This is a genomic window from Saccharothrix sabaoui (assembly GCF_051756985.1).
Taxonomy (GTDB): domain Bacteria; phylum Actinomycetota; class Actinomycetes; order Mycobacteriales; family Pseudonocardiaceae; genus Actinosynnema.
This window is the reverse complement of record NZ_JBPKJK010000253.1, coordinates 1-8,494: the sequence shown is the minus strand read 5'-3', so window position 1 is coordinate 8,494 and position 8,494 is coordinate 1. Positions and strand designations below refer to the sequence as shown.

7 protein-coding genes are annotated in these 8,494 nt (G+C 74.1%); 5 read left to right on the top strand and 2 right to left on the bottom strand.

Annotated features, from left to right (window positions below):
- Positions 1–38: 38 nt before the first annotated feature.
- Complete coding sequence (locus ACR807_RS39735; RefSeq protein WP_438926701.1) at positions 39–1,253, bottom strand: MFS transporter; 1,215 nt, start codon at positions 1,251–1,253, stop codon at positions 39–41.
- Between the two features lie 97 nt (positions 1,254–1,350).
- Here ACR807_RS39735 and ACR807_RS39730 point away from each other — a divergent pair, with 97 nt between their 5' ends.
- The 4 genes from ACR807_RS39730 to ACR807_RS39715 all read left to right on the top strand — a co-directional run bounded on the left by ACR807_RS39730 (position 1,351) and on the right by ACR807_RS39715 (position 6,481).
- A complete protein-coding gene (locus ACR807_RS39730) occupies positions 1,351–2,133 on the top strand; it encodes a WecB/TagA/CpsF family glycosyltransferase (RefSeq protein WP_438926700.1) in 783 nt (260 codons plus the stop codon).
- A gap of 2 nt (positions 2,134–2,135) precedes the next feature.
- Complete coding sequence (locus ACR807_RS39725) at positions 2,136–4,202, top strand: glycosyltransferase (protein ID WP_438926699.1); 2,067 nt, start codon at positions 2,136–2,138, stop codon at positions 4,200–4,202.
- Positions 4,203–4,307: 105 nt separating this feature from the next.
- The gene (locus ACR807_RS39720; RefSeq protein WP_438926698.1) at positions 4,308–5,870 is read left to right on the top strand and encodes a serine/threonine-protein kinase; all 1,563 of its coding nucleotides are present in this window, start codon (positions 4,308–4,310) and stop codon (positions 5,868–5,870) included.
- A 17-nt stretch (positions 5,871–5,887) separates the two neighbouring features.
- Complete coding sequence (locus tag ACR807_RS39715) at positions 5,888–6,481, top strand: SLATT domain-containing protein (protein ID WP_438926697.1); 594 nt, start codon at positions 5,888–5,890, stop codon at positions 6,479–6,481.
- Here ACR807_RS39715 and ACR807_RS39710 read toward each other — a convergent pair.
- Positions 6,468–7,253 (bottom strand): enoyl-CoA hydratase/isomerase family protein, encoded by a 786-nt coding sequence (locus tag ACR807_RS39710; RefSeq protein WP_438926696.1) that lies wholly within the window; start codon positions 7,251–7,253, stop codon positions 6,468–6,470. The genes ACR807_RS39715 and ACR807_RS39710 overlap by 14 nt on opposite strands.
- A gap of 613 nt (positions 7,254–7,866) precedes the next feature.
- On the opposite strand from ACR807_RS39710, the gene ACR807_RS39705 reads away from it, so the two are divergent.
- Positions 7,867–8,445: a LuxR C-terminal-related transcriptional regulator gene (locus tag ACR807_RS39705; protein WP_438926702.1), complete on the top strand. Its 579-nt coding sequence runs from the start codon at positions 7,867–7,869 to the stop codon at positions 8,443–8,445.
- Positions 8,446–8,494 lie beyond the last annotated feature (49 nt).

Sequence of the window (8,494 nt, the reverse complement as noted above, 5' to 3'; positions counted from 1 at the left end):
TTGGACTCTCGGGGCCTGAGCGTTGGACTCTCGCGGGGTCAGGGGGTGGCTGTGGTGGTCAGGTAGCAGGCGGCGGCCACGGACAGCAGGAGCGCGGCGATCGCGGTGTGGACGGCGGTGCCGAAGGCGGCGTACTGGAGCAGGAAGCCGAACGCCACCGAGGACACCAGGCGGGCGAGGGCCTGGCCCGTCTGGACCACCGAGAGGCCCGAGGCGCGCAGCGACTCCGGGACCAGGGCGGCCACCCGCGCGGACAGCACGCCGTCCGTCGCCGCGTAGAACAGGCCGTGGCACAGCAGGGCCGCGGCCACCCCGGAGTAGCCGGTGCCGGGGACGAGCAGCAGCACGTAGACGGCCAGCAGCGCCACGTGCCCGCCGAGGAACACCGGCCACCGGCCCACGCGGTCGGCCAGCCGGCCCACGGGCGCGGCGGCCAGCAGGAACACCAGCGCCGTGCCCAGCGGCAGCAGGGGGAGCAGGTGCAGCGGCGCGCCGGTCGCCTGCTGCACGAGGATGAACACGAACGCGTCGGACAGCGTCGCCAGCCCCAGCACGGCCGACGCGACGGCCACCTTCCGGTACCCGGCCTGCCGCAGCAGGGCCAGGCCCGCCCGCACGGACGGGCGCGGACCGGTCACCGCGGGGCGCGGGTTCTCCCGCACGAACGCCACCAGCACGATCAGCCCGATCGCGGCGAAGCAGCCGCTGACCACGAACACCGGGCCGGCGACCGTGCCCAGCTGGTACAGCAGCAGGAACGTCACCAGCGGCCCGAGCAGCGCGCCGACCGTGTCCATGCTGCGGTGCAGGCCGAACGCCGCGCCGAGCCGGTCGGGCGGGGTGGCCAGGGAGATCAGCGCGTCACGGGGCGCGGTGCGCAGCCCTTTGCCCGCGCGGTCGGCGGCCATCGTCGCGCCGATGCCGAACGCGGACGCGCCGACGAGCGGGAAGATGAGCTTCGTCACCGCGGACAGCCCGTAACCGGCCGCGGCCACCGCCTTGTGCCGGTGCGTGCGGTCGGACACGAGCCCGCCGACGAGCCGCAGCACGGCCGTGGCGCCCGTGTAGAGACCGTCCAGCACGCCGAACTGCGCGTAGCTCATGTTGAGCGTGAACAGCAGGTAGACCGGCATGAACGCGGTGACCATCTCGGCCGACACGTCGGTCAGCAGGCTCACCGCCCCGAGGGCCACCACCGTGCCGGGCACCTTGCCCCTGGCGCGCTCGGGGGGTCGGCTGGACGCAACGTACATGTCCCCGATATCGGTCACGTGCGGTGACCGTTACCGCGATCGGCCCAGCCGCGGCGGCAACGGTAACGGCGTCCCCGCCGCGGCCGATGACGCGGGTATGCCGGACATCTCGCAGGCCCGCGTCCGCGTGGGCGCCGTCGACGTGTGGGCCGTCAGCGAATCCGGTCTCGCCGACCACGTGGTCGAGGCGTGGCGCGGGTCCGCGGGCGGCGCGATCGTCACGGCCAACGTGGACATCGTGCGCGCCGCGACGCGCAGGCCCGAGCTGGCCGCGCTGATCGCCGAGTCCGAGGTCGTCGTCGCGGACGGGATGCCCGTGGTGTGGGCCGGCCGCCTCGCCGGGGTGCCCGTGCCCGAACGCGTCACCGGCTCGTCGCTGGTGTTCACCCTCGCCGGGGCCGCCGCGCGCGAGGGCCGCTCGGTCTACCTGCTGGGCGGCAACCCCGGCGTCCCGGAGAAGGCCGCCGAGGTGCTGACCGGCAGGTTCCCCGGGTTGCGCGTCGCGGGCACGGACTCGCCGCCCTTCGGGTTCGACCGGGACGCGGCGCTGACCGCCGAGGCCGTCGCGAAGGTCGTGGAGGCCAAACCGGACCTGGTGATGGTCGGCCTGGGCTTCCCCAAGCAGGAGAACCTGATCAAGGTCTTGCGCGCCGAGCTGCCGCACGCCTGGTTCCTCGGCTGCGGCGCGGGCATCCCGATGGCCGCGGGCGAGTTCGCGCGCGCCCCCGGCGTGGTGCAGAAGGTCGGTGCGGAGTGGGTGCACCGCCTCGCCCTCGAACCGCGCCGGCTCGCCAAGCGCTACCTGCGCGACGACCTCCCGTTCGCGTTCCGCCTCCTCGGGGGCGCGCTGCGCACCCGTTTCCGCCGCACGGGGGAGTAGAAGTGCCGCTTGCCGTGGTCGTCGTGACCTACCACAGCGCCGACGTGGTGGAGGAGTGCCTCACCTCTGTCGCCACCGCTCTGGGGTCCATCCCGGACAGCCGGGTCGTCGTGGTGGACAACGCCTCCGCCGACGACACGCTCGACGTCGTGCGCCGGGTCGCCCCGCACGCCCAGGTCGTCGCCCGCGACACCAACGACGGGTTCGCGGCGGGCGTGAACGCCGGGTTCGCCGCCGCGCCCGACTGCGACGTGCTGGTGCTCAACCCCGACGTGCGCCTGGACCCGGAGGCGGTCGCGTTCCTGCGCGCCGCCCTCGCGCTGCCCGGCACGGGTGTCGCGGTGCCCCGCCTGGTGGGCCGCGACGGGGAACCGCAGTCGTCGCTGCGCCGCACCCCGAACCCGGTGCGCGCGCTCGGCGAGGCGTTCCTCGGCGGCACCCGCGCCGGGCGGCACGCCGCGCTCGGCGAGCTGGTCGTCGACCCCCGCGCGTACGCGGCGGCCGGGTCGGCGGACTGGGCGACCGGCGCCGCGTGGCTGATCTCCCGCGAGGCCCGCGAGGCGACCGGCGTGCTGGAGGAGCGGTACTTCCTGTACTCCGAGGAGACCGAGTACATGCTGCGCGCCGGCGAACGGGGGTACGCCGTGCGCTACGAGCCCCGCGCGCGGGCCGTGCACCTGGGCGGCGAGCAGTCCACGTCGCCGGTGCTGTGGTCGATGGCCACCACGAACCGGGTGCGCATGGTCCGCGAGCGCCGGGGTCGCCTCGCCGCGCTCGCCATGTGGGGCGCGGTGCTGGTCAACGAGCTGCTGCGGGCGCCCCGGCACGCCAAGCACCGCACGGCCGTCCGGGACCTGCTGCGCTGGCGGCGGTGGCCGGCCCGACCCGGCGCGAGCACGGGGGGCGAGGACGAGCGGCCCGGTTGGATCTGCTTCTCCGCGCAGGACTGGTGGTACCACAACCGGGCGCACTCGGACTTCCAGCTGATGCGGTCGGTCGCGGAGGGCCGCCGGGTGCTGGTGGTCAACAGCATCGGCATGAGGATGCCCACGCGCGGCAACAGCACGCACGTGACCCGCCGCGTCCTGCGCAAGCTGCGCAGCGTGGCGAAGTTCGTGCGCCGGCCGCTGCCGAACTTCTACGTGATGTCACCGCTGCCGCTGCCGTTCTACGGCTCGCCGTTCCTGCGCCGGGTCAACGCCGTGCTGGTGCGCGCCCAGGTGCGGCTGGTGGCCGCGTTCCTGCGCCTGCGCACGCCGGTGATCATGGTGACCATCCCGACCGCGTGGGACGTGGTCGCGCCGATGCGCCGCCGCAGCCTCGTGTTCAACCGCTCCGACCGGCACTCCGACTTCCCCGAGGCGGACCGCGGCGCGATCGAGGCGCTGGAGCACCGGCTGCTGGAGCACGCCGACCACGTCGTGTACGTCAGCCACGCCCTGATGGCCGAGGAGGCGCCGCGCACCGGCGACCGGGCCCACTTCCTCGACCACGGCGTGGACGTCGACCACTTCACCGCGCGGTCGGAGCCCGAGTGGCCGGACGACGTGCGGGCCGTGCCGGGGCCGCGGATCGGGTTCTTCGGGGCGCTCGACGACTTCGTGGTCGACTTCGACCTCCTCGAACGCCTCGCCGCCGAGCTGCCGGGGGCGTCGCTGGTGCTCATCGGCGACGCGACGCACCCGATGGAGCGCTTCGACAAGCACCCCAACGTCCACTGGCTCGGGTTCCGCCCCTACGACCTCATCCCGGCCTACGGGTCGGCGTTCGACGTGGCGGTCATGCCCTGGCAGGACAACAACTGGATCAAGCACTCCAACCCGATCAAGCTCAAGGAGTACCTGGCCCTGGGCCTGCCGGTGGTCAGCACGGACTTCGCCGAGCTGGCCGGTTACGCCGACCGGGTGCGCGCCGCCCGGTCGCACGCGGAGTTCGTCGAGGCCGTGCGCCGCACGCTCGCCGACGGCGGACCGCTCCCGGCCGGGGCGCTCCGGGAATCCGTGCTGGGCTTCTCGTGGCGGTCGCGCGCGGCCGAACTGGTCTCGCTGGCGGAGCAACGCCGCAGGTGAGGCCCCCCGAATGGCGGGGTGCGACCGGGTTGCGCCGGTGTGGCGGGGATATCGAACCGGCCCGTGCGGCTGAACGGCGACGCCGGCACATCTAATGTGGGTGTCGTGCAGCCCCTGCCCCCGAACGCCCCGTCGCGGATCGGCGACTACGCGCTGCTCGCCGCGCTCGGTCGCGGCGCGATGGGCTCCGTGTACCTGGCGCGTTCGCGCGGCGGCCGGCCGATCGCGGTCAAGGTCGCCCGCGCCGAGCTCGCCGACAACCCCCAGTTCCGCGAGCGCTTCCGCCGCGAGGTCGAGATGGCCCGCGCGGTCGGCGGTTTCTGGACCGCGACCGTGGTGGACGCCGACCCGGACGCCGAGCGCCCCTGGATGGCCACCGAGTACATCCCGGGCCTGAGCCTCCAGCAGGCCGTGGAGGACCACGGCCCGCTGCCGGAGCGCGCCGTGCGGCGGCTCGCGGGCGGCCTGGCCGAGGCGCTGGTCGCGATCCACGGCGCGGGCCTCGTGCACCGCGACCTCAAGCCGTCCAACGTGCTGCTGGCCGACGACGGTCCGCGCGTCATCGACTTCGGCATCGCCCGCGCGCTGGAGCACTCCGCGCTGACCGAGGCGGGCATCGTGTTCGGCACGCCCGGCTACCTGTCGCCGGAGCAGGTCGTGGGCAAGGAGATCACCGCGCAGAGCGACGTGTTCGCCCTCGGCTCGGTGCTCGTGCACGCGGCGACCGGCGGCGGGCCGTTCGGCGAGGGCGCGACGTCCGCGCTGGTGTACCGGGTCGTGCACCAGGACCCGGACCTGTCGCGGGTGCCGCTGTCGCTGGTGCCGCTGATCACGCCGTGCCTGGCGCGCGACCCGGCGGCGCGGCCGACGCCCGCGCGGCTGCTGGAGCTGATCGGGCCGCCGTCGACCGAACCGTCGTGGCTGCCCTCGCGCATCCGCAGCGTGGTGGAGAAGCGGCACACCGAGCTGAGCATGCTGCCCGCGAAGCCGCCCACGCGCGTCCTGGTGGACGACGCGCCGCCCGCCGCGCCCCCGCCCCTGCCGGTGCCGCCCGCGAACAAGCCCGTCACCAGGGTCGCGCCGGTGGTGCCCGCGCCCGTCCCGGCCGGGAAGTCGCCCGTCAAGCACGTCCCGGCCGACGTGCGGCCGACCGGCTCGCGGTTCCGCACCTCCCGCCTGGTCGGCACGACCTGGGGCGGGGTGAACCTGCTGGCGGCGCTCCTCGCCCTGGCCGTCGCCGACGCGCAGGCGGGCGCGGAGACCGGCCGGGCGGTCGGGGTGCGGGTCGCCGCGTTCGCCGCGTTCGTGCTGTTCTCGCTGGCCGCGATCCGGCTGCTGGTCAACGTGGCCCGCGCCGCGCTGGTCCTCGACGTCGGCCCGGACGGCATCACGCTGTCCAACGGCGCGGAGACCCGGCGCCTGCCCTGGTACGCCATCGCCCGGGTCAAGGTGGAGGCCCACCACGCCCGGCCGTGGCTGGTGGTGTGGCTGGTCGGCGCGGCGCAGAAACCGGCGACGCTGGGCCGGGGCAGCTTCACCAAGCACAAGGGCGGCCTGCGGGTCTACCCGATCTCCCACGAGCGCTACCGCAAGCGCCGCGACCGGGACGTGGTGGAGCTGCGCTCGGCGCTGGCGTGGTACGGATCGGCCGCCTACGACCCCCGGTGATCCCTAGGATGCCGAACGTGGAGCAGCCCACGCCCGCCCAGCCCCAGCCCGCCCAGCCCCAGCCCGCGCAGCCCCAGCCGGCAGGGACCCGGCCCGCCCAGCCGGCAGGGACCCAGCCCGCACAGCCGACGCCCGCCGACCCGGGCGCGCGCCCCGCCGCGAGGTCCGGCCTGACGCCGCACGAGCTGGCCCTGGACCTGCTGGAGCGGGTCGACGGCGCGCGCTCCTTCGGCCGCACCCGCAAGGAGGGCTTCCGCCGCCGCTCGGTGGCGCTCAAGGTGTCCCTGCTGGGGATGTCGGCCACCGCGACGATCATCCTGGGCTGGCAGGACCTGGACTTCTGGACCGGCCTGGCGTTCTCGCTGGTGGCGCTGACGACGGTGTTCGCCGCGCTGGAGCCGTTCTTCGCGTGGCGGTCGCTGTGGGTGCTGATGGAGGAGTCGCAGGCCCGGTTCAACCGGCTGCGCGACGACCTGGCGCACTACCTGGCCGCGACGCCGCCCGCCGAGGTGGACCCGGAGCGGGTCGACGAGATGTACCGCCGGTACCAGGACGTCTGGCAGCGGCAGAACGAGCGCTGGATGGAGTTCCGGCGGATCAGCGACCGGTGAACGTCGCCTTGCCGGGCCCGTCCGCGAGGAACGACCGCACCGCGCCGCGCAGGTCCTCGGTGTCGAACAGCTCGGCCGCGATGGACGTGATGTGCTCGTTGGCCTCGGCCACGCCGCCGCTCTCGTAGTGCGCCAGCACCCGCTTGGTGGCGGCGTGCGCCCTCGTGGGGCCGGTGGCGAGGGCGTGGGTGAACTCCAGCGCGGCATCGTCGAAGCCCTCGTCGGGCAGCACCCGGTTGACCACGCCCCACCGCTCCAGGGTGGCCGCGTCGTAGGTGTCGCCGGTCATCACCAGCTCCTTGGCCCGGCCCACGCCCGCCCGCGCGGCCAGCCGCTGCGTGCCGCCCATGGTGGGGGTGAGGCCGACGACCTTCTCCACGAGCCCGAACCTGGCCCGTTCGGCGGCCAGCAGGATGTCGCACGCCACGGCCACCTCGAACGCCCACGTGAGGCACAGGCCGTGCGCGGCGAACACGGTCGGGAACGGCAGGGCGGCGATGCGCTCCGGCAGGTCCAGCATGGCGTCGAACAGCGCCTTGGCCTGCGCCCGGGACTTCTGCGCCGCGAACAGGTTCACGTCGACGCCACCGCTGACGACCCGGCCCTCGGCCCGGATCAGCAGCGCCCGCGCCGGTCGCGCCTCCAGGTCCTCGACGGCGGCCTCCAGGAGGTCCTGCAACCCGTCGGTGTAGAGGTTCAGGGGAGGGGCGTCGACGGTGAGCACGGCGAGGTCGACCGCGTCCCGCTCCAGGCGGACCTGTTGCGCTGCCACGGGCCGGGACTTTACACGCGTCCGGAATGCGGAAAACCAGGTGTCCGAATGGACCAACGAAGGTGAAAACCTGTCGGTGACTTCATGGACCGTTCAGCTCGCGCCGGTGGACGGCCCGGCCGCGGTGGCCCTCGTCCGGGAGTACCCGGCGGACGTCACCGCCCGCTACCACGGCCGTCCGGCCAGGTCGGAGGAGGTGGACCCGGCGATCGCCGAGGACCCGACGACGACTTGGTCGGGTTTTTCCTCGCCGGGCGGGGGTCGGTGGCGGAGGGGTGCGTCGGCTTCCGGCTTGTCAACCCCGGAACGGCGGAGCTGAAGCGGTCGTGCGTCCGCCTGGGAGCCCGGGGCACCGGCGGGGGAGCGGCGCCGCCGACCGCCGCGGAGGAGGGGGCCGTCTCGTCCGGCGCGACGTCCGTCCGCCTCGACACGCGCGCTGACCTGGGCGAAGCCCGCGCGCTGCACGCGCGTCGCGGTTGCGCCGAGGTTGCGCCGTTCAACGACGACCGCTGTGCGGAGCACTGGTTCGAAAAGCGGCTATAGGTGCCATCGGGTTCCCGTATCAGGGGTGTGACCCGTCTCACTTGACACTCATTAAAGCCCACAGTTGAGTATGTGGCGAATATTGGTGCCGCTGAATGAAATGGGGATCAGTCCAGTGGCCTTCGCCGTTGAGTTGACTTTTCGCGATGCGCGACAGGTGCGGAGATCCATTCATCTCGCGCACCGCGAATACTGGCGCCCGCTCGCCGAGCAGGGCGTTCTCGTGGGCACCGGGCCGTGGGCCGACGGTTCCGGCGTGCTGCTGATCGTGCAGGTGCCCGACGACGCCGCCGCGCGCGACCTCGTGCGGGGCGACCCGTACGTGCGCTCGCAGTCGATCGCCGAGGTGCGCATCCGTCACTGGCACGTCCTGCTGGGGCTGCCGGAGGGCGAGCGCGTGCCGGGCATCGTCCGGCCGCGCGACGGTCAGACCGCCGACTCGCGCTCGCGCGAGCCGCTGACGCCGCACGAGCACCGGATCGCCCTGATGATGTTGGAGGGCATGACGAACCGGCAGATCGCCGAGCACTTCTCGGTGTCCACCCGGGCCGTGGAGCTCCACATCACGCGCATCTACCGCAAGCTGGACATCGGCAGGCGCGCCCAGTTGGCCGCCGCGATGCCGTGGGGCCAGCGCTCGTACCTGTAGGACCGCCGCGGTCGCGGGGGGTCCGGGCCGCCGCCCGGTTCCAGGCACA